General features: G+C 60.1%; 1 protein-coding gene. It reads left to right on the top strand.

Annotated features, from left to right (window positions below; genetic code table 11):
- On the top strand, nt 1-1209 hold a 1209-nt coding region (locus GIW69_RS26095; protein ID WP_496570964.1), incomplete at its 5' end, for an immunoglobulin-like domain-containing protein.
- Between the last annotated feature and the right edge of the window lie 27 nt (nt 1210-1236).

The following is a 1236-nucleotide window of genomic DNA, read 5'->3' on the forward strand; positions in this document are numbered from 1 at the left end:
CTCATGAACCTGACATCCACCGGCAAACTGCGCTGTAACGACTGGCCGCATATTGCCCTACGCCAATACGTTTGGCTGCGTCTCGACGGAACATTGGAGGACGATAGCAAGTTTGAAAAAACGATTTGGCAGCCGACGGCCAGTCAAACTAATGCTGACTGGATAAGAAACGGTTATTACGAGCACGCGGCCCCCTTTGCCGACTTGAAACGGCTGAAAGATGGTTCGACCCTCACGTTGTCCTTCAAGGCCGCGCTGGGCCAGAGTACTGAAGAATCGCAGGCGGTGACGTTTCCGCTGCGAACTTATACGGTAAGGGCTGTGGAACTGGTACAGCCTGAAATCACCAGAATCGAGGACGCCAAAGGAAACGAAATCGCCGAAGGCGGCTACACCGTCGAAACCACCGTGACCCTGACCGGCACCGCCGCCAAGGGCCAGAGCGTGAAAATTCTCGATGATGCGGCCGACAAGGGCGACGCGGTCGCCGACCCGGCCACCGGTATCTGGAGCAAAACCGTTGACGGCCTGTCGGTGGCCCCCCACAGCTTCACCGCCAAACCGCTGTATGGCACGGGCTTGCCGAGTTCGGCAGCGCGGACCTTGACTGTGGCTGGCCCTCTGATAATCGACACCTCTGAGCTCGTCCTCTCCGGCCGCTCCGTCGAAATCCGGCAGACCTGGCCCGAGGGGTACCCCGAGAAGCTTCTGTCGGGCAACTTCCCGACCGGTTCCTCCGCCACTCGGGTTCCTTCGGGCGGCGTCCCCCCGTACACCTACAGCTCATTGAATGAAGAAATAGCCAACGTCGACCCTACTACAGGACTCGTATACAGCGCGGGCAACGGCGACACTTCCATAGTCGCCACCGACAATAACGGCTCCCGCGCCACCTACCCAGTCCGAGTGACCAACGTGGTTCAGATCCTAATCAGCCCCCTGTTAAGCCCCGGCTCAACGGACGCCTGGCGCCAGTCGCAAGGAGCCAACATAATGGATACCTCCGTGACAGACCTCATCCGAATCAAGTATCGAACCACTATACCTTCGCACATCCTCGAGGCCGGGCCCGGGTTCCTGGCCGGCGACAACTCCCGGCGGTACTGGTTATGGTACTGGGACACCGCCCTCGCCAAGGCCACCCCCGACAGGCTAGTCCGGGAGAGTTGGCAAAACCCGCCGAGCGTACCGAGCTGGGCGTGGAGATGACCTCCTCCCCCATACGATTCCGCATAC

This window comes from Pseudomonas syringae (assembly GCF_021605415.1).
Classification (GTDB): Bacteria; Pseudomonadota; Gammaproteobacteria; order Pseudomonadales; family Pseudomonadaceae; genus Aquipseudomonas; species Aquipseudomonas syringae_S.